General features: G+C 61.9%; 14 protein-coding genes. 10 read left to right on the top strand and 4 right to left on the bottom strand.

Annotated elements, in window-relative coordinates; genetic code table 11:
• Positions 1-133: 133 nt before the first annotated feature.
• The 4 genes from ACK8OX_RS21350 (at position 134) to ACK8OX_RS21335 (ending at position 4,585) form a co-directional block, all read left to right on the top strand.
• Positions 134-2,278: a DNA phosphorothioation-associated putative methyltransferase gene (locus ACK8OX_RS21350; protein WP_430666271.1), complete on the top strand. Its 2,145-nt coding sequence runs from the start codon at positions 134-136 to the stop codon at positions 2,276-2,278.
• On the top strand, positions 2,275-2,808 hold the full coding sequence (locus tag ACK8OX_RS21345; protein WP_430666270.1) for a hypothetical protein: 534 nt from the start codon (positions 2,275-2,277) through the stop codon (positions 2,806-2,808). The genes ACK8OX_RS21350 and ACK8OX_RS21345 overlap by 4 nt, the downstream gene beginning before the upstream one ends.
• Positions 2,809-3,093: 285 nt before the next feature.
• Complete coding sequence (locus ACK8OX_RS21340; protein WP_430666296.1) at positions 3,094-3,666, top strand: GmrSD restriction endonuclease domain-containing protein; 573 nt, start codon at positions 3,094-3,096, stop codon at positions 3,664-3,666.
• A 418-nt stretch (positions 3,667-4,084) separates the two neighbouring features.
• Entirely contained in the window at positions 4,085-4,585 is a 501-nt protein-coding gene (locus tag ACK8OX_RS21335; RefSeq protein WP_430666295.1) for a GmrSD restriction endonuclease domain-containing protein, read from the top strand.
• 584 nt (positions 4,586-5,169) lie between these two features.
• Here ACK8OX_RS21335 and ACK8OX_RS21330 read toward each other — a convergent pair.
• On the bottom strand, positions 5,170-6,318 hold the full coding sequence (locus tag ACK8OX_RS21330; RefSeq protein WP_430666269.1) for an aminotransferase class V-fold PLP-dependent enzyme: 1,149 nt from the start codon (positions 6,316-6,318) through the stop codon (positions 5,170-5,172).
• 94 nt (positions 6,319-6,412) lie between these two features.
• Here ACK8OX_RS21330 and dndB point away from each other — a divergent pair, with 94 nt between their 5' ends.
• The 4 genes from dndB to dndE are packed head-to-tail and all read left to right on the top strand — an operon-like array spanning position 6,413 to position 11,486.
• Positions 6,413-7,507 (top strand): DNA sulfur modification protein DndB, encoded by a 1,095-nt coding sequence (dndB, locus tag ACK8OX_RS21325; protein ID WP_430666268.1) that lies wholly within the window; start codon positions 6,413-6,415, stop codon positions 7,505-7,507.
• A complete protein-coding gene (gene dndC, locus ACK8OX_RS21320) occupies positions 7,482-9,065 on the top strand; it encodes a DNA phosphorothioation system sulfurtransferase DndC (protein ID WP_430666267.1) in 1,584 nt (527 codons plus the stop codon). Before dndB ends, dndC begins: the two co-directional genes overlap by 26 nt.
• Entirely contained in the window at positions 9,062-11,059 is a 1,998-nt protein-coding gene (gene dndD / locus ACK8OX_RS21315; protein ID WP_430666266.1) for a DNA sulfur modification protein DndD, read from the top strand. The genes dndC and dndD overlap by 4 nt, the downstream gene beginning before the upstream one ends.
• The gene (gene dndE, locus ACK8OX_RS21310; RefSeq protein WP_430666265.1) at positions 11,031-11,486 is read left to right on the top strand and encodes a DNA sulfur modification protein DndE; all 456 of its coding nucleotides are present in this window, start codon (positions 11,031-11,033) and stop codon (positions 11,484-11,486) included. The genes dndD and dndE overlap by 29 nt, the downstream gene beginning before the upstream one ends.
• Here the strand turns inward: dndE and ACK8OX_RS21305 are convergent.
• From ACK8OX_RS21305 to ACK8OX_RS21295, 3 genes are read right to left on the bottom strand one after another with little or no spacing between them, the layout of a single operon-like run.
• Positions 11,479-13,686, bottom strand: a complete 2,208-nt coding sequence (locus tag ACK8OX_RS21305; RefSeq protein WP_430666264.1) for a DEAD/DEAH box helicase family protein — start codon at positions 13,684-13,686, stop codon at positions 11,479-11,481. The two genes, dndE and ACK8OX_RS21305, sit on opposite strands and share 8 nt — an antisense overlap.
• The gene (locus tag ACK8OX_RS21300; protein ID WP_430666263.1) at positions 13,683-14,153 is read right to left on the bottom strand and encodes a hypothetical protein; all 471 of its coding nucleotides are present in this window, start codon (positions 14,151-14,153) and stop codon (positions 13,683-13,685) included. Before ACK8OX_RS21300 ends, ACK8OX_RS21305 begins: the two co-directional genes overlap by 4 nt.
• Positions 14,150-16,171 carry an AAA family ATPase gene (locus tag ACK8OX_RS21295; RefSeq protein WP_430666262.1) on the bottom strand — a complete coding sequence of 674 codons (2,022 nt, stop codon included), beginning with the start codon at positions 16,169-16,171 and terminating at the stop codon, positions 14,150-14,152. The genes ACK8OX_RS21300 and ACK8OX_RS21295 overlap by 4 nt, the downstream gene beginning before the upstream one ends.
• Before the next feature lie 899 nt (positions 16,172-17,070).
• Between ACK8OX_RS21295 and ACK8OX_RS21290 the strand changes: the two genes are divergently transcribed.
• Positions 17,071-18,087 carry a hypothetical protein gene (locus ACK8OX_RS21290; RefSeq protein ID WP_430666261.1) on the top strand — a complete coding sequence of 339 codons (1,017 nt, stop codon included), beginning with the start codon at positions 17,071-17,073 and terminating at the stop codon, positions 18,085-18,087.
• Positions 18,084-18,389: an HNH endonuclease gene (locus ACK8OX_RS21285; protein WP_430666260.1), complete on the top strand. Its 306-nt coding sequence runs from the start codon at positions 18,084-18,086 to the stop codon at positions 18,387-18,389. The genes ACK8OX_RS21290 and ACK8OX_RS21285 overlap by 4 nt, the downstream gene beginning before the upstream one ends.
• Positions 18,390-18,894 lie beyond the last annotated feature (505 nt).

The following is an 18,894-nucleotide window of genomic DNA, read 5'->3' as shown; positions in this document are numbered from 1 at the left end:
GGTAGGGCGCGAGCAAACACAACTTCGTTGGCCGCGAGCTCCGGGCGCCCGCTGTTACCAGGTCGCCCACGAGAGCTCCGCCCTGCCGCGATGCCTCGCCCTGCGGGCGCCTAGCTGTAGTATCCTCTAGACCATGCGAACGATCGCCGCCCCGGCCGTAAGCTGGGAAGCGGACGGAGGGAGCGCGATGCAAGATAGGGCGGAGGGCGAACCGGCCCATGGGCTGCTGACGCTGTACCGAGCAGCACTTGGTCAGCTTGATGGCGGCAAGCGGGTGGGTGACGAAACCTACATGCACCTTGCGCTCGTTGAGGCCCAGGACTCCTCTGTCCGACGCCTCATTGAGGCGTCCGCCTGCGCAGCCGGGTTATCAGTGCACGACTATAACATCGTGCGTATCTCGCGCGACCGCCCCGAGCTGGCGCTGCTCAACTATCCGAGCTTCTTCGATGATCCGTTCCCGGCTCTGCATACGTCTTGGCTCGTAGGCCTCGCCGATAGGAGGGTTTCCAGACGCGACTTTCCGAATCAGGACAACCCGCTGATCCTCCACCGTAAGGAGTTGATGCTGCCGGTGGATCACCCGGCGCGGGCCACTTTCGCCGCCCTCACGGCAGCGCTGGAGGACTACGGTGCGTTTGACCACCCGCCGAACATGATTGGTCGGCGACTTTACTGGCAACGAGCGCTGGAAGCGCTCGGCATTTACGTTGATGCCCACAGTGCTGTACTCGCGGACCCCGAGGCGCATGACTCCGCCCGCCGTCTCGCTATTGGGCAGGTCGCACGACACAGGACAGCGATCTCCCGAAGCCGGCTGTCCGCGCCTGTGCAAGCGCTTCTCCGTTGGGGGTTCATCGGCGACGCGGAGACTGTGCTGGACTACGGATGCGGGCGCGGCGACGACGTACGCACGCTGACTGTGGCAGGGGTTCAGGCGGCGGGCTGGGACCCACATTTTGCCCCGGACTCCCCTCTGCAGCCTGCCGACGTCGTGAACCTCGGCTTCGTCCTCAATGTCATCGAGGACCCTCACGAGCGGACCGAGGCGCTGCGCCGCGCGTTCGCGCTGGCACGTCGGGTCCTGTCAGTAGCGGTCATGCAGCCGGGTGATGGACGTGACACTCGCGGGCGCGGCTTCGCCGATGGCGTTCTCACCCGCCAGGGCACCTTCCAGCGGTACTTCGAACAATCGGAGTTGCGCGAGTATGTGTCTGGTGTGTTAGGCCGGGAGCCGGTAACCGTGGGCCCCGGATTGGTTTTTGTTTTCCGGGAGGATGAGGACGAGCAGCTCTTCCTAGCGCGGCGCCAGCGAAGCACGGTACGATCCGTGGACGCGAGCGAACCGGCGCCCGAACCGCGAGAGCAGAGGCGCACGCCGCGCCTCTCCGCCTATGAACGGCACCAGGAGCTTCTCGACGCCTTCTGGTGCGCGACACTCGAGCTAGGACGCCTGCCGGAGCAGGAGGAGTTCGAGAGGTCGGCCGAGATCACCAACGCATTCCGCAATGGACGCCGCGCCTTCACGGCGCTGCCGTTCCCTGGCAAGGAGACGGAGCTAGCGAAGGTCGCCGCGCGGCGCGCGGATGACTTGCTCGTTTATCTCGCGCTAAATCTCTTTGAGCGCCGACGGTCCGCGGTAACCCTGCCGCCGTCGGTGCAACGTGACATCATGAGCTTCTTGGGGGGGCGGAAGACCGCGGCCGATCGCGCGAGAAGCGCGCTTTTCGAGAGCGGCTCGCCAGACCACATTGCCACTGCCTCTGCGCAGGCAGCGTCTGAGGGGCTCGGCGTGCTAGCCGCGAAGGACGGAGACTACACGTTCCATGCGTCGCTTCTGCAGCAGCAGCCGGCCGCGCTCCGCATACTTCTCGGCTGCGCCGAGCGCATCGAGCCGGTGCCGGCAGGCGTCGACTTGCTGAAGGTCCACGGCTCAGAGGCGCGCGTCAGCTATCTGCAGTTCGACGATTTTGACGGACGCCCCATCCCGACGCTCACTCGGCGCCTGGTAATCGATCTCCGTCGTCGCCGATGCGACGACATAACCGCCGAAACTGCGGCGGAGCGCCGCGTGTTGCTCGGCAAGGCGCATTTGATGCTGCCCGACGCCCTTGGTCGTGACCGGCAGGAGCGCTTCGACGCCGCGTTGCGGCGGCGGGGCGTTTTCGTTCAGACGGGGCTCGGGCCGAATGCGCGCGCCCTTGCGCAGCGGCTGGTTGAGGCAGGCATCACCCTCCGTAGTACACAGCCAGTGGATGCGCGGGAGGGTGAGAGGTGATCCTCGTCGATCTTGATGAGCCGTGCGGAGTCAACTTTGTCTTGCGTGACCTGGTCGAGGCCGGAGAAACCTGGTCGCGAACGCGCGTGCCAAACGTACCGCGGCAAGCGGCGACGGTGGATTCAATCCGACGTCTTGTACGGGAAATCTTAGACCCGGTGGTCGCTGAGTTCGGACCTATCGAGATCACTTACGGCTTCGCGTCACCTGCGCTGACCCGGCTTATCCCAGGCTGCATCGACCCCGCGCGCGATCAGCACGCTGGCCACGAGCTGAATGCCAACGGCGCCCCGATCTGCCCGCGTCTGGGGCAAGCGGTGGACTTCTGGATCAAAGGCATCAGCTCCGGACGCGTCGCTGCCTGGATAGCGCAGCGCCTTCCATTTGATCGGATCTACTTCTATGGGCGAGACTGCCCTTTGCACGTTAGCATCGGGCCCGAGGAGAAGAGAGCCGTGATAGCCATGCTCCCTGGCCCGAGTGGACGCCGCGTCCCGGCGCTCAGAAGTGCGACCTGGCTAGAACACTGATCCGCCGCGACCAGTGTGCCGGTTGAGTGGTCGCCTTGGCTACAGGGCGAAAGCCAGCTCGAAGCACGCGACACCTAGTCGCGCTCCCTCATGCTCACTAATCTGATTGTGAGCTGTCGCGTTCTCAGGGGGAGCGAAAATGCTGTCGTTTCGTACGGTTTGCCAGAGCCGCTATTACATCATACCAGAGAACCAGAGAGAATTCAGTTGGGGGGCGCGTGAACTTAAAGATCTACTCAATGATCTAACCCCAACAGAGGGCCACTCCCACTATATGGGCCGCTCATTGTATCCAGAACGCCTACCCCAGACTTTAACGACGATAACCACGAAGCAACGATTGAATACACGCTCGAGGACGGGCAGCTGCGGCTAACATCGTTGATAATCTTGGCGAACTCAATCCGCAAACGGTTAGAGATCTTGGACGGCGGAGCATCCATTGACTCGCAAGAGCTTGAAAGACTTATTTTCTTCCGAAAGGGCGAACTCAGGCGACGCATACAGAATAGGAATCCGAGCCTCGACCAGTATCTCTCTTTTGTTTTGACCGGAGCGCCTGCCCCTCCGGCGGAGCGGACCCCTCCGATGCGCGCATTGGACGCGGTCCAGAATCAGGCTCAGGATTTCGTGGCCGACAAGTCGCGCAACGAACTTCTGACCTGGAAGGCAAAAATCCAGAATCAGGCTAAATTCATACTCGTTGATCTCGCAAGCGAAAATATAAGTCGGTATTTGGTATTCGACGCGATCAACTCCCGAGGCCTCGCTCTCACAGAATTCGACAAGATAAAGAATTTCCGTATTCTTATTGACAAAATTCGAAACTTGAGCCTGCAACCAGAAGTCGCTTGTTAGAAGGCCATTTCGCACCTCAAATTTTTCGGTTTGCACGCTCGAGGAGATGAAGCATCTTATGTCGCTGAAATGTATAATTCATTCCACAACTCATCACTGAGTCACGCCGAGGTTCATGATGAGTTCGTCGCGCGTTACGGAGATCTCCTTCGATCTGCAAACCCTCTGAAGGAGGCCGATTTTCGAACATTTATCAGCTTCTGGGAGCCGTATGCAAATTCGTTCGGGTTCGTGGCGTCGAGAGCGCGCCGCGTGCACTATGGAACGGCCATCTGCACTCGGGAGGCCGGAAACTGGCTCGATCGGCTTGACAACATGGATCTCCCGACGATCACGCGCCCGTTCTATAGGCTGGCAGTAATGCTACTATTTCTTATATGAGTACGAGGTAGGACATTCTCCGGCGGGCGTCGCGCCGCTGCCTTGGGCCACCTCAGCAGAGCAGAAGATTAATAGCCAGGAGCACATATTGCCGCAGGCTCACCGCGATGGCGGTTGGTGGCAGGCACACTGGCCAGACGAGGCGAACGCCGATCGATTCAAATATCGCCTCGGAAATCTAGTACTGACCGCCGATAACAACGCACTTGGGCGCAAGCCGATTATGGAAAAACTAAACGGCCCAGGGGCACATTATTTCAATGCCATCAATGCGACAAATTCCGAGAAGCGGGTTCGTCTATTCACCGATGGAACTTCCTGGTTGTCACAGCAAGTCTTACAGCGAGAGTTTGAGTTGCTCGATTTCGCAGCTCGACGATGGTCGCTGCCGTGCTGCTTTGATAATGGCATAATCAGCCTTCCTGCAGATTTCGTCGATGAAAATAATTCCGTCCGCACAATTACAATCAGTGAGACCAGCTGTGTCGGTCAGTCTGACTCAGAGGTCGCCGACGATACCGACTCCGAAGATAACTGAGTGCTAATGCGGGGAGGGAGCAAAGGCGATGGAAAGGTCGGACCGTGATCATGAGACACAAGCAGCCATGTTTCTGCGGCAGCTACGCAGGCTCCGACAACGCAGCCATGCGGGCAGGCGCACTCCACATAAGCCTCTTTTGCTTCTCTACACTCTCGGTCGATTGAAGCATGCTCGATCTGAGCGAATCCGATACGCTGAGGCGGAAGAGCAACTGGTGAGCCTACTTCTGAAGTACGGATCACCCGGCACTCGAGCTCGAGTTGCCGATCCATTCGCGCGCCTCGTTACGGACGGCGTCTGGGAGATTCACGCAGCCGAGCGTGAGAAGCTGTTCGACAGAGGGGGGAACGCACGCCCCGGAGCTCTCGCTCGGCAAAACCCCGCGGCGGGTTTCAATCGTGAGATATTGAGCCTGTTGAACGACGTGCCTGCTCTGATCGAGCAGGCGGCGCAGGTTCTGCTAGACGCCAACTTCGCCCCGGACACTCACGAAGACGTCCTCCGCAGCGTAGGGCTAAGTCTCGGGGCGCGATAACTCCGCGGTAGAAAGGTCCGGGCGCGCAGCCAGGCAGGCCGAGCACTCATGCCATGAGCCCGATCGCGTCCGCGATACGCTCCCAAGGCACCGCGGGCGTCGCGTGCGACCAGGACATCCGGACCGTGCCCGAGACTATCTCGCTTGGGAGACCCATCGCCTCGAGCACATGGCTGAGCGAGTAGCGCTCGGAGGTGCACGCCGAGCCGTTGGAGACGGCGGCCATATCCTTCAGTGCGACCATCAGCGCCTCCGCATCCAGGCCAGGGAAGGCGATGCTGAGAATGTTCGGGAGGACCCTGGACGGGTCCGCGTGGACGACAGGAGCCAGGGGGGCGAACGCCTCGAGCGCCGCCGCGCGGATCCGGCGGCACGCCCGCGCGCGCTCGGCGCGCTCGGCCTCTGCTAGCTCGGCCGCAAGCCCAAGCCCAGCGATCAAGGGTACCGGTAGGGTCCCGGGACGCAAGCCGCGCTCCTGTCCGCCTCCGTGCATCAGCGGTCTCAGGGGCGGACGTCGGCCACGCCGCCGTCGCGCGAGGAGTGCTCCCACGCCCTTTGGAGCGAACACCTTGTGTCCGCTGATCGAGATGAGGTCGATGCGCGTGTTCCGGAGCTCTCCGGTCTCCTTGCCGTAGCTCTGGGCCGCGTCGACGTGGAAATACGGACCGTCGCCATCACCTAAGTTCGCAAGCCCCTCCGCGATCGCGTCGACCGGCTGGAGGGCACCGGTCTCGTTGTTGGCGTGCATCACCGATACGAGCAGCGTGTCCGGGCGCACCGCGCCGAGCACCTCCCCCGCGGCGACATGCCCCAGTCTATCTGGACAGACCAACGTGGCGTCGAACCCTCGCGTCTTAAGGTGTTCGACTGGCTCTAGAACCGCCTTATGTTCGATGGCGGTTGTGACGATGTGGCGGCGTCCGGACTCGAGCCCCGCTTCCGCCAGCCCAAGTATGGCCAGGTTGTCGCTCTCGGTCGCGCCGCTGGTGAAGATGATCTCCTCGGGTGATGCAGCGAGAGTGGCAGCAATCCTCTCTCGGGCGCTGTTCACCTCACGCTGCGCAGCTGCGCCATAGGTGTGAGTGCGGCTTCCGGCGTTGCCGAACTCCTCGACCATGAAGCGCATGACCAGCTCGGCAACTCGCGGGTCAACCTGTGTCGTTGCGGCACAATCGAGATATGGAACTCGCGCCATCGGTTTGTCTCCACAGCCTGCCGGTTTGTTTTCGTAGTTGACAAACTGGCGGCCCGCAAGCACGTTCCGCGCACAATAGATACGGGAGTCGCTTGTGGAGTCGCCCTTCGAGTATGTCTTTCCGGCAATTCGAGGCATCCAGGCTGGGCGCGAGTACTACGTATCCATGTGCCCCCTCAAGCTCCTGCCTCGGCTTTTCCAATTTGAGGAAGACGATCGCATTCCGGAGAGTCGCGCGCAGAGACAATTGAATCGTACCAGAATTCCCGAGATGGCGCGGTACATACTGGAAAATCGAGAAACTTACGTTTTCTCGGCAATTACTGCATCTGTTGATGCGGACTTGCGATTTATCGCTTCAAGAGACTCCGATCAGAAGCTCTGCGGTCGCCTCCACGTGCCGATGGCGGCCCGATTCATTATCAACGACGGACAGCACCGCAGGGCCGCAATCGAAGAGGCGCTGCGGTCCGCCCCCGAGCTCGCCGATGAAAGCATAGCGGTGGTGCTGTTCCACGACCGAGGGCTCGAGCGCAGCCAGCAGATGTTTGCGGACTTGAATCGATACGCCATCCGCCCGGCCAGGTCGCTCAGCGTCTTGTACGATCACCGGGACGACAAAGCCTCGCTGGCTAGATCCGTGGTGACCCGGCTCCGTGCGTTCAGGGACCTGGTTGAAATGGAGAGATCGACTCTCTCGCGCAGATCCCGGCGGCTCTTTACGCTCAGTGCGATCTACACGGCTACCACGGCGCTTTTCGCGGGGTGTGAGCCTGAGGACCGGGACCGCGCTATCGACAGCGCGTGCGAGTTCTGGTCGGCGATCGCAGCGCGGATGCCCGAGTGGGACTCCGTTCGCACCGGACGGCTGACGGCCGGCGAGGTGCGAGAGGACTTTATCCACTCCCACGGCGTGGTCCTGCACGCCCTGGGGCGGGTCGGCAACGCCTTGCTCCGGGAGCATGCGGAAGTCGACTGGTCGCGCCGGTTCGCGGCGCTGAAGCAGATGGACTGGCGGCGGACGAACCCGGCTTGGGAAGGGCGCGCCACGCTCGGCGGGCGCGTCTCGAAGTCGCTTCAGAACGTTGTACTGACCAGTAATGCCATCAAGGTGCATCTCCGCATCCCACTGACGCCGGAGGAACAGAGGTTGGAAGACGCATATGCCAGAGGCGATCATGCTGCCTGAGATTGCAGCCGCGCAGAGGCCGTCGGCCTTCCGCCCGCTCGGCTTCAAACGGACTATTGGACGTCTGATCGAGGAGGTGATTGACCTCTACAAGGCCGACGGGATCCCATGGGTCATCGGGTACAGTGGCGGCAAGGACTCCACTGCAACCCTTCAGCTTGTCTGGCTAGCGCTCAGCCGCCTCTCCACCGATGAACTTCGCAAGCCTGTCCACGTGATCAGCACGGACACGCTGGTCGAGAATCCAATCGTATCAGCCTGGGTGGCGCGGTCCCTCGAGCGGATGGGCGAGCAGGCGGCGAAAGTCGGCCTTCCGCTCAAGGCGCACCGGCTAACTCCGGAGCCCACGGACAGCTTCTGGGTGAACCTAATCGGCCGGGGCTATCCCGCTCCCAGGCCAAAGTTCAGATGGTGCACCGAACGGCTGAAGATCGACCCGTCAAACCGCTTCATCTCGGACGTGGTGCGCGCGAACGGCGAGGCCATTGTCGTGCTCGGCACCCGCAAAGCCGAAAGCCAGGCGAGGGCCCGCTCCATGGAGCGCCTGGAGGGGCGTCGGGTCCGGGAGCGGCTCAGCCCCAACGGCAAGCTTCCCAACTCGTACGTCTATACGCCGATCGAGGACTGGTCCAACGACGACGTCTGGGTGTTTCTCATGCAGGTGGCGAACCCCTGGGGGTTCGACAACAAGGACCTCCTGACGATGTACCAGGGCGCGTCGTCCGACGGTGAATGTCCACTCGTCATCGACGCATCCACGCCGAGCTGCGGCGACAGCCGCTTTGGCTGCTGGGTCTGCACGCTCGTCGAGAAGGACAAGTCGATGCAGGCGATGATTAGCAACGACCAGGAGAAGGAGTGGATGCTCCCCCTCCTAGAGCTGCGGAACGAGCTTGACATAAAGGACGACAGCCATCTCCGCGACTTCCGGCGGATGAATGGGTCCCTGCAGCTGTACGAGAAGCGCGATGCCTTGGACAAGAAGCGCAGCGAGCTCGCTCTGATCCCGGGCCCCTACCTGCAGGACGTCCGCGAACGCTGGCTGCAGCGCCTACTCGAGGCTCAGCAGCAGGTCCGAGTCCGCGGGCCGGAGCAGGTGCGCTCGCTCGAGCTCATCACGATGCCGGAGCTGCAGGAGATCCGCAGGATCTGGGTGTTGGAGAAGCACGAAATCGAAGACAGCTTGCCTTCGATTTACGAGGCGGCCACCGGAGAGCGCTATCCCGGACCACCGGTGGACGATAACCTAGTTATTGGGAGCGAGGAGGTGAGGCTGCTGCGCGATGTTTGTGGTGGGGACCGCCTCCACTTCGAGACAACGCGCGAGCTCCTAGACATCGAGCGGCGCCACCGCAGCATGGCCAGACGCGCTGGGCTCTTCAAGGAACTCGAGCGCGCTCTGCAAAAGGGGTTCTACGAGAACGCGGATGACGCTCGGCGGCAGGCCGTCGCGAAGCGTGAAGCCGTCGAAAAGGTCAGGAGTACGCAGCGCGACGCCGACCTTCCGCTGCTTTCTCCTCTCGCTGAACCACAGACAGAGGCGGGGGACGCAGCATGACCTTCGACGAACTCGTCCTCCACAATTTCGGAGTCTACGGCGGGCGGCAAGTCGTCACGCTGACCCCACCGAGCTCGGATCGTCCGATCGTTCTGGTCGGCGCGCTCAACGGGGCCGGAAAGACGACCTTCCTCGACGCGCTGCAACTCTGCCTCTATGGGCCGGTAGCCCGGTGTGCTGGCCGGGGCGAGCTATCCTACGACGAGTATCTCCGTCGTAGCGTGCATCACCGCAGCGCGGACGACACGGCTGCAATTGAGGTGGCGTTCCGGCACACCGTTGAGGGCGAGGAGCAGACGTTCCGCCTCCACCGATCTTGGAGCAGGGTCGGCGCGACCCGTCGTGAGCGCTTCGAGGTTGTCCGGAATGGACGCATTGATCGTCTCGCCACTGAGCATTGGGCGGAGCACGTCGAGGATTTCATCCCGCTGCGGATTGCTCCGCTCTTCCTATTTGATGGCGAGAAGATCGAGGCGTACGCCGATCTAGCTGGTGCGCCGGCGCTCATCGCAACTGCCGTCCAGAACCTCCTGGGGCTGGACATTGTAGAGCGCCTGGCGGCCGACTTGCAGGTGCTGGAGCGTCGAAAGCGGGCGGAAGCTGGACCGGCAGTGGACCGCCGCCGAGCCGAGGACCTGCGCACGCGGATCGCGCAGTTGGGGGAAGAACGCGCCAAGCTCATAGCTGAGAGAGCGGCCACTGCGAATTTGATCGATCGCCGGCAGGCGGAGTTGCGGGGCATTGAGGAGCGTTACAGGCGCGAGGGTGGGGCGCTCTTTGACCGGCGGGCCGAGCTTGAAGCAGCCCTCGCGGTCGCGAGCGCGCAGGCAGAGCAAGCCCGACGCGAGCTGTTGGACATCGCCGCCGGCGCGGCTCCGCTGTTGCTCGTGAAGGATCTACTGGCCGCTGCAGCGGAGCGTGCTGCTTCTGAGGACCGCGCTCGGCGGACCCGAGATGCGCTGGAACTCGCTGCCGAGGCACAGCGCGCGTTGCTTAATACGCCAGAGATCCAGAAGCTGCCGCCCCGTGATGTCTCGAACCTGCGGAAGGCGATGAGCCGCTGGCTCGACGAGCGGTCGGCGGAAGCGCGGATTGAAACACATCTTGATCTCGGACCGCAGGGCGTCCTCTTGCTCGGTGGCCTGCTTCAGGAGGAGCTTCCAACGACGGAGGAGCGACTTAGCAGGGCTCTAGGAGCGGAGAGGATCGCCTCTGAGGCGCTGGAGGAAGCGAAGATCACTGCCACGGCCGCGCCGAATGAAGACGCAGTGGCCGAGCTTGCCGCGGCGCGCGAACGCTTGCGCGTCACCATTGCCACATTGGATGCGGAACGCAGCCGCAGCGATGCCGGGGTGGCGAAGCTCGATCGGACACTCAGCGAGCTGCGAGAGCGCGAAGCTCGGATCATGGAGGAGGAAGCGCTCGCAGGTATTGAGCGCGCTGATGTCCAGCGCCTGCTCACGCACTCCGCTCGCGTGCGGGAGACACTCACGCGCTTCAAGGGTCGTGTCGTGGAGCGCCACGTTGCTCGAATCGAGAAGCTGATCCTGGCGAGCTTTCAGCAGCTTGCCCGTAAGAGGTCGCTTGTCACTGAGATCAAGATAGATCCTGTGACGTTCGACCTCTCACTTCGGGGCGGGGACGGATTACCGGCAAACGCGGAGCGGCTGTCTGCGGGCGAACGTCAGCTGCTCGCTGTCGCAATCTTGTGGGGACTTGCCAAGGCGTCTGGGCGTCCCCTGCCGACCGTAATCGACACGCCGCTCGGACGTCTCGACTCAGAGCATCGATCTCACCTGGTTACTGAGTACTTTCCACGGGCGAGCCATCAGGTGGTGCTGCTGTCGACCGACGAGGAAATCACCGGGAAGTATTTGGACGCGCTGCGCCCGGCGGTCGGGCGAAGCTATCGCCTTCAGTTCGACGAAACGATCGGTCGAACGGTCGTGTACGACGGATACCTGAATGAGGAGATGGCCGGTGTCGCCAATTGAGCGGATCAAGCTCTCTCAGCAGGCGAGAGAGCAGCTAAGTCGGTTGAAACGGTACACAGGCGTCGAACACTGGAACACACTCTGCCGCTGGGGCTTCTGTCGGTCGCTGGCCGACCAAGATCCGCCCCCACCGGCGAAGATCCCAGGCGACAGCAACGTAGAGCTGACTTGGTCAGTTTTTGGGGGGCGATATGAGCGCATCTATCTCGCGTTGCTGAAGGAGCGGTGCTTGCGCGACGGTCTCGGAACAGACGATGAGACGCTCGCAACCCAATTCCGTCTCCACCTCCATCGAGGAATCGCCCAACTGTCCGGCGACAGGACGCAGCGCGACTTGGCCTCCTTCTTGGCGCAGGCGATGCCGAGCAAGTCGGAAGGAACTTTGACCGGAGATGCCGGTCTTGTCGCGTCGTCGACCCTTACGTAGCCTGGCTTGGATTATCGCTCGCATCCGCGTGCTGCGGCAGCGAGCCTGCCACTAGGTCGTGCAGCAGATCGTACTCGTCGAGAAGAGGGCGAACTGCCGAAAAGACCTCTGAGAAGTTTCTCGCGCAGCCCGTGAATTCAGCGACGCGCTTCAGCTCGGCTCTAACAAGGCTGCGCTCGACAGAACGATTGGTGTCGCCGGTTGGAGGGACACGCACTAGGAAATCGTGAATAGTGGCGTGGTCCTTCCCGGGGGACCGGCGCAGGATGCGGCCCCGCCGCTGAATGAACTGTCGGGGGTTGCGCGAGCTGGCGAGGATGTAGGCGGCCCGACAGGCAGGGACGTCAACGCCCTCATCCAAGCAACGGATAGCCACTAAGCCGTCGATGTTGTTCAGGCGGAAGTCGTCGAGGATGGCCTGCCGCTCCTTACGACTCTCGCGGGCCGTGAAGTGGCTGGTGCGCCAGCCGTGCCGGTGCACAAGCATAGAGACCGCATCGATTTGCCGGACGGCTGCGCTGTCATCGTCGCCCTCGGCCGAGCCGTCACCACAGTAGAACAGCGTCATCGGGTCGACCTTCTTGCCATCCAGAAGCTCGTCGAGCAGCACGAGCTTGTTGGCGGCCGCGCCCAGTAGGCGCGCACGTTGCATCAGCACGGCGGTGAGCGCTGCGTTTTCCTCAGCGTCTGCGCCGGCCTGCATAAGGCTGCGGATCTTGTTGGAGAGCTCGATATACTCGAGGGTCTCTCGGTCGGTTAGCTCGACAGTGTGGACGTGGTAGTCGTAGGGCGTGAGCACGCCGTCCTGTAACGCCTCGCGCAGGCCGTATGCGCTCACCACCTGCCCGTAGCATTGGTGGATACGGTCGTTGCGCACATCGGAGAACTCGTCGAAGGGCGTGGCGGATAGGCCGAGCGTGTATTTGGCCTTCGCGGGCACGCTGCGCGCTAGCCGCTCGCTGCCGTGGTGGTGACACTCGTCACCGACCCACATCATCTCCTCGGGCGAGATCTGCGCCAGCAACTCCTGAAACTTCTCGGAGCCGAGTGTGGCGTTCACGACGACGAAGGCGAGGCACGAAATGCCACCGCCGCGGAACGCCATGGCCAGCTCATTGGCCCTCTCCTGCCACAACTGCCAGCCGCCGAAGCAGGGTACCGCCCGCCACCCAAACAGGGCCATTTCCTCGACCCATTGCTCGGCAAGGCTCTGGTAGGGAACCGCAACGATGAGGGCTAGGCGTCCGCGAGCCAGCAGCGTCTGCGTCGCGGCGTAGATGGCGGTGACCGTCTTGCCCGCGCCAGTGGCAAGCTCGAGGATGCCGAGGAAGTCGTTTGCTTTCCACTTCCGCAGCGCCTCACGCTGGTGGCTGCGCACAGAGAACTCAGCGCCTTTGTAGGTGCGCGGCAGGGTGGGCCGCGGCGGTCCATCGCCGGTCGCCGTGCCCTCCTCCACGTACTTCCTCCGCAACTCGTCCCAAACGGCCAGCTCCAGGTCAGGCGTGACCATGCCCGCCCGGGCCGAGGCGAACTTGATCAGCTCCTCCTGAGCGGCCCTTGGAAAGTCGAGGACGATGGCGCGCTCCTCGGTGTTCGCCCAGAGCGACTCGAAGCCGCTCGCGTACTCGTCGTGATAGGACCTGACGTGAGCGTTCCAGGACGGGTAAACTGAGATGGACTCGAAGTTGAAGTCCGGGGACAAGGCGTGTTGAGATTCGTTCGCCGAACCGGCGAACACCACTGAGTTGCCCTCGGCGTCGTAAAAGACGCCGATCTTCTCGTGGTACATGCCCTTCCGTGTCAGGGCCACCTTTATGTCGAGCCTACCTGCCGCAACGAGGTTAGAGAGGGCGTGCAGGCGGCACTCGAGTAGGCTGTCGGATATGCTCTCGAGAATGGCCTTCATCTCGACTTGCAGCCTTTCCTCGGCTGCCGCCTTCGCCCTTTCTGCATAACCGCGCAAGACAGCCTCGGCCTCTTCCTCTGTCAGCGCACCGCCAACGATGAGACGCATCTGTCCTTGGCGCTCAACCAAAGCCGTCAGCCCCTGGGCAGCCAGGGACAGCATTGACGCTGAAAAGAAGCCGACAGCCCGATCGTACCGGACAGTGGACTTCATGCAGGGGATGTAGAAGTCCTTGACCAGGTCGTCGCGGGCCGAGCGGTATACTGGCTTCAGCGGTAGCGAGGAGAGGCTCAAAAGTCGGGCTCCTCCCCGGTGCCTTGGGTGGAGGGCGCGGCGATGTACCCATGCTTATGCAAGGCACTGATAATCGCAGCGTGGCCATATGCGTCGGAAGGTGTTTCGCGCATCCACTGCTGCAGGACGCCGAGACCGCCCTCGGAGAACCGTTCGAACACGTTGGCGAGCTGCGCCTCGGTCTCTGGACCGTCCTTCAGGATCCCGCCGTCTCGGGCCTTGGCGAGCCCTATCAGGTAAATGAGGTCCATGCAGTCGGCATCGCGTTCGATCACACGTGAGTCGACAAAATCCACGGGGTCGGTGACGTCCTCCTCGGCGCCGCGATCGAAGCCAAGGCAGGCGGCAAAGCACATCAGCGCCTTGTATGTGGGGAAGATCTTCTGGTTCAGCTGCTCTGAGACCGGCCGTTCGGCCAGTCGGGAAACAAGGTCGTCGTGCTTCCTACTGCGGCGGATGTTCCTCATCGCTGCACCTGCTGGATCCGCGTCATCTCGCGTTCGCACTCGTAGCGGCTAAGCGGATAAATCCTGCCGTTTATCTGGATGTATTCTTCCTTGCGGTCACCGCGTTCACCGGTGGTTTCGGCTGTGAGGACGTACTCGGCACCAATGCGCGGGCGTAGCGCGTTAAGGACTGAGTCGTCGCCCTGTGAACGAGACACGAGCACGACCACTTGCTCGGCGAGCTGAGGGACGAACGCCGCCGTGGCCGCACGATATATATCGTCCAACTGCCCGAACGGCGAATCGAGGACCAGCGGCGCGACGATGCCCGGTATGAGGATCCTGCCGCCCTTGGCATTGCTGCGGAGCTTCGAAAAACGGACGAGCGCAGCAATGAAGGCTAGGCTCAGCAGCTGACTTTCGCCGGTGCTGCGGGGGACCATGGTCCCGTCCTCGAAGAGCAGCTCCATTCGGTAGTCATCGTAGAGCTTGAAGTTGTAGTCCTTGCGAGCGGTCGCCTTGATGATCTTCCGAACGTCAGACTGGATCAGCTTGCGGGCCGAATTCTCGTGCTCCTTGAGTTCTGCCTTTAGGTACTGAGTTGCCGCTTCAGCGAGTGTATGACGCAGCTTAAGCGGCTTGGCCCGGTTATTTTCGCCGGAGAGCTGCTGGTATTTTCGCTTCGCCTGCTGCAGATCAGCGTCCACCTGGCGCTTTTGATGGCGGGCCGCACCGATTTCCGTGTCGATGGAGCGAAGCTCGGTCTGCGCCTTACGGCGGGCGTTTTCCTTGTCCTGGACTTCTGAGATGTCAATGCCGGCAATCTCTTTGCCGACAGCAACGATTTCCTGCTCCAGCTCTTGCTCGCGCTGGCGGAGCTGACCTAGCCGCTCCTCGTGTTTGCGCAGCACACGGATGGCAGCGTCGCGATCCTTCGCTAACTCCTGGCACTTGGCTTTCGCCTTGACCACGCGATTTAGAATTTGCGAGTTGCCCGCCGACTCAAGCAGCTTGAAGATGGCTTGGTATTCCTTCGTGTGCTCTTCCAGTGGGCGCCCACAAACGCAGATATGGGCCTGGAGCAAGCCTTTCACAAAGGTCTCATTATATGGACTGGGGATCTTCCCGCGCAGCGTCTCCTCATCGATGAAGTCCAGTGACGAGTCCGTCAGCTTCTTGGCCACGAGGCGGATGGTTTCTGGGCGTCCCGCCCAGGCGATGACGGCCTTCTGGCACTCAGCGATGTCTGCGCAGACGCCCTTGAGCGAGCGCTCCTTTTCCTCGCGTAACTTCTGCTTGGTCGCTACGATGGTCAGGCCTTGGAGCTGCCGCCCAATCTCGTCGACGGTCTCCTGAATGGTGGTGTGCCTGTCCTCGAGGACTTGGATTTTCGTCTCTAGCTGCTGCGACAGCAGCTCAAGGCGCTCCAGATCCCTTTCAGCGTCCTTGAGATCGGTTGCGTCGGGTATGGACGAGATCTCGCGGCGCAGGCCCTTCGCGCAAGCCTCCAAGTCTCCGATCGCGATCTCCGCGATGTTGCAGCCCAGGATGTTGCGAATGGCCTTGGCAACCTGCTTGTGGTGGTGAGCCGCGCTGAAGGTCTCCGCGTGCTCGCCGTCAAAGTAAAAATACGGCGCCATGGCCTTGGGCATCACCGACTCGACGAACTCGTCCGGAGTCAAGTGCCGCGTGTAGTTCCCACTCTCGATTACGTGAATTTTGAAATCTTGGCCGGCACCCTCAGTATAGTAGCGTTGAGCTAAATAATCTCGGCCGTCGTGTGTAAATTCGATAGAAACGGAAGCCTTCTTGACGCCTTGCTGACGAGCCGTGCGATTGATGATTTTCTCAGGCTCTAAGAACTTCGCTGTCGTCTTTGCATAGAATGTCCATAAAACTGAGTTCAGTATGGTCGTTTTCCCGACACCATTCTGGGCGTGAATGAGTGTGACATTTTTGTCGATATCATCAGCAATCTCGACTTCCTGCTCGCCGTAGAACTGCCGGAAGTGCGAGAGCTTAATTCGCTTGAGCTTCATTGATCAACACTCCGGCGACGTCGTCTACGGCCTTGCGGATTTGTGCCCTGCGCTTGGTCTCGGCGTTCACAGACTCGTGGGCGAGACGTTTGACGATATCTACTGACTTGATGGCAAGCTCTTCAGCATTCTTTCGCATTTCGTCAGGCTGATTTATGTCTGGCATGGCCTTTCTTAGATCCCCCTCTTGGTGGTCCTTGTGATCGCCCGCAGGGGCAGGTCTGCCGAAGACCTACAAAGGTCAAGCAGCACACCACCGATCGCCAGATCAGCGGCCGGTCTGGCGGCAAAGCTGCCTGCAAGCTTATCGGTGTGCTGAGCGAGTCGCAGCGCCATCTTTCTCTTCATGTCCAGCTGCGCCGCCCCGCTTGCGTAACGGTTGCTGATCCGAAGCCGACCCTCGCGGCTTATTCTACATCATGAGCTGATTTTGTGAAGCGGGACTAAGCTGCAACGCGAGCAGCTGCGGCAGGAGGTCTAGGTCAATGCTAAAAAGGTTTCTGCCGCTCGCGGAGTGGGCGCACGTTGGGCGCCTGCCACGTCTCAGGCCGCTATATGCTGAGCTGCGCCGGCTAGAGGGCGGCGGGGATCAGGCTGCCGCGAATCGAGCTGCTGAACACCGAGAAAAAGGCACACACCTGCAAGCTGATCGCGGACGGCCGGCGCCTGTCCTGAGTGGTGAGCCAGCGACAAGTTCGTAGGCATTATGTGGCTCGACAGCACCGTCAGCCTCCCGGGCCGAGGAGTATACCCGACGCGGGCATGGCCACCCGCGCGGCACCTAACGAGGCCGAGACGTGAGCGCGATCACAGTACCGAAAAATGTAAGCGGTACTCTTTATCATGATGGTACTAAGTGGTACCAACGATCCTGTCAGCAGCACAGGAGGTCCCGCCCCATGGCGGTTAAGGACTACGTCATCCTGCAGGGCAAGCAGGTCCCCTACGAAATTGCCCGGATTCCGGTCGACGCTGTGAGGCTCGACCCTAAGAACCCGCGCATCGAGTACCTGCTCGGGCATCGGTTCAGCGGCAGCGCCTCCCAGGACGACATTGTTGATGCGCTTTGGGAGAAGGACCAGGTGAAGGCACTCTCCCAGTCCATCCTCGCAAACGGCGGGGTGCGCGAGCATATCATCGTCCAGCGCGACAAGAACGGCGGCTACACCGTGCGCGAGGGCAACTGCCGCACCGCGAGCAGCAGGAAGCTCCGCCTGTCGCATCCCGGCGACAACCGCTTCGACACCATCCCGGCGCACATCTTCGACCAGCAGCTTACGGAGGAAGACGTCGCGATCATGATCGCCGACGTCCATGTGGCGAAGAAGATCTCCTGGGATGCCTACACCCAGGCTAAGACCACACATGAGCTGCACCGCGTGCACGGCAAGCCGTACGACTGGCTCACCAACCACCTGCGGATGAGCAAGTCCAAGGTGGCCGAGCAGCTGGCGGCCTACGATGCCATGACCGCATTCCTGCAGGTCCACAGTGACCCGAAGTACGTTTCTCGCTTCACACTGTTCCACGAGATGGTCCGCAAGAAGGGGCTGAAGGAGCTCTACGATAGCGACGCCGATGGCTTCCGCGCCCGCTACTTCGGCTGGGTAGCCGGCGGCAAGATCCACGATCCCCGCCAGGTGCGCACCCTGGAGCAGATCATGAAGGATCCCGACGCAGTGAAGGCGCTCGACGAGTCCGGTTACGATGCTGCCGCCCAGGTGCTCGCGGGCAAGGACCCCACGTTGGGGAGCGACGTGTTCTTCCAGGTCAAGAAGGCCACCGAGGCGTTGAAGAACACGCCGATGAGCGACGTCCAGGACCTGAAGGCAGGAGACCCGCAGAAGATCATCCTGCTACGGAACCTCTCGCGCGCGATCGAGGATCTCGCCACTATGGCCGGGGTGAAGGTGTGAGCCGGCGGCTGTTCATCAGCCGCTCGCAGGTCAAGCTGCGGTTCGGCGGGCGCGCACCCGCCGCACCGCTTCGGGACGCCGCTGGGGGACGGGGGACGTTTGGGCGGATCTCGTCCTACACCCGGAGGGTCGTCTGGGAACGCGACGGCGGCGCTTGCGTCCGATGTGGCGCCGATGAGGATTTGCACTTCGACCACATCGTCCCTGTCGCTCTCGGCGGCTCTGGCTCGCCGGCCAACGTCGAGCTGCTCTGCAGGGGGTGCAACCTCAAGAAGGGCGCGAAGCTGGCAGCTGGCGGCTAGAGGCCCCGTTTCTCTGCCGCCGCGAAGGCCCCCGCCAGGGTCTGGAGGCCTTGCGCTTCGGAAACTCGAGGGGGGACCATAGGTGGCGACAGACACCTGGCTTGAGGCCCAGTGAGCCCTTGCAGCGAGGCTGCTTGCGTCTCGAGGGCGCGTGGTGTTGCCCCGCTAGCGCGGTGCCCTGGTCGGGAGAGAAAGGTTGTGAGGAGGCCCACCGGAGCCCAAGCGGCATTCGAACCGTAAGTCCCACCCCCCGACCAGAAAGCATTGATTTTTCGTAGCTTTTTTCGGGTGTACTAAATCGGCCGAGTCAGAAGGTCCGGAGAGAACTGGCCCCCGGAGAGCGATTTCACGCGTTCTCCGCGTCTGCCCCGGTCAACAGGTCTGCCCCAAAAACCCCGGGAGACCTGCCACCCAGGGCGGGGCTCGGTCGGGCAGAGAGCACGCCTCGTATGGGAACTGGCGGAGGGGATGGGATTCGAACCCACGATAGGGTTTTACACCCTAT

The organism is Falsiroseomonas sp. CW058 (genome assembly GCF_050563535.1).
Taxonomy (GTDB): domain Bacteria; phylum Pseudomonadota; class Alphaproteobacteria; order Acetobacterales; family Acetobacteraceae; genus Falsiroseomonas.
Note: the sequence above shows the minus strand (reverse complement) of the source record. Positions and strands in the feature narration are given on the sequence as shown.

What these genes read in the sequence shown, in the direction of transcription:
- ACK8OX_RS21300 (WP_430666263.1), bottom strand. Translation starts at nt 14,153, where the DNA reads ATGAGGAACATCCGCCGCAGTAGGAAGCACGACGACCTTGTTTCCCGA.
- dndD (WP_430666266.1), top strand. Translation starts at nt 9,062, where the DNA reads ATGACCTTCGACGAACTCGTCCTCCACAATTTCGGAGTCTACGGCGGG.
- ACK8OX_RS21350 (WP_430666271.1), top strand. Translation starts at nt 134, where the DNA reads ATGCGAACGATCGCCGCCCCGGCCGTAAGCTGGGAAGCGGACGGAGGG.
- dndC (WP_430666267.1), top strand. Translation starts at nt 7,482, where the DNA reads ATGCCAGAGGCGATCATGCTGCCTGAGATTGCAGCCGCGCAGAGGCCG.
- ACK8OX_RS21290 (WP_430666261.1), top strand. Translation starts at nt 17,071, where the DNA reads ATGGCGGTTAAGGACTACGTCATCCTGCAGGGCAAGCAGGTCCCCTAC.
- ACK8OX_RS21295 (WP_430666262.1), bottom strand. Translation starts at nt 16,171, where the DNA reads ATGAAGCTCAAGCGAATTAAGCTCTCGCACTTCCGGCAGTTCTACGGC.
- ACK8OX_RS21330 (WP_430666269.1), bottom strand. Translation starts at nt 6,318, where the DNA reads ATGGCGCGAGTTCCATATCTCGATTGTGCCGCAACGACACAGGTTGAC.
- dndE (WP_430666265.1), top strand. Translation starts at nt 11,031, where the DNA reads ATGAGGAGATGGCCGGTGTCGCCAATTGAGCGGATCAAGCTCTCTCAG.